Source organism: Roseomonas acroporae (assembly GCF_023223525.1).
Classification (GTDB): domain Bacteria; phylum Pseudomonadota; class Alphaproteobacteria; order Acetobacterales; family Acetobacteraceae; genus Roseomonas_E; species Roseomonas_E acroporae.
Genome location: NZ_JALPRX010000290.1, coordinates 1 through 229, shown reverse-complemented (window position 1 = coordinate 229; position 229 = coordinate 1). Strand labels below are relative to the sequence as shown.

Here is a 229-nt window from a genome sequence, read left to right as displayed (position 1 = left end):
GAAGGCGGTGCGGCATGACCGACCGTCGCAGCAACGGCAAGGGCAGCGCGCTGCTCCCCGCCTGCCGCCTCTACGTCAAGACCTCGGCCAAGGGCGAGCGATACCTGATGGGCCGCCTCGGCGGGTTGCGGGTGCTCATCATGCCCAAGCGTGCCGACGATGAGGGCGAGCATTCGCACAACCTCCTGCTGGGCGAGGCCGGCCAGCGCGACGGCAACGGGAGTGGTCG

General features: G+C 70.3%; 1 protein-coding gene. It reads left to right on the top strand.

All coding sequences use genetic code 11. From position 1 onward, the window contains the following. Window positions 1–14: 14 nt before the first annotated feature. Window positions 15–229, top strand: a 215-nt coding sequence (locus tag M0638_RS28570; protein ID WP_248670351.1) for a hypothetical protein, incomplete at its 3' end; no start/stop codon positions are given.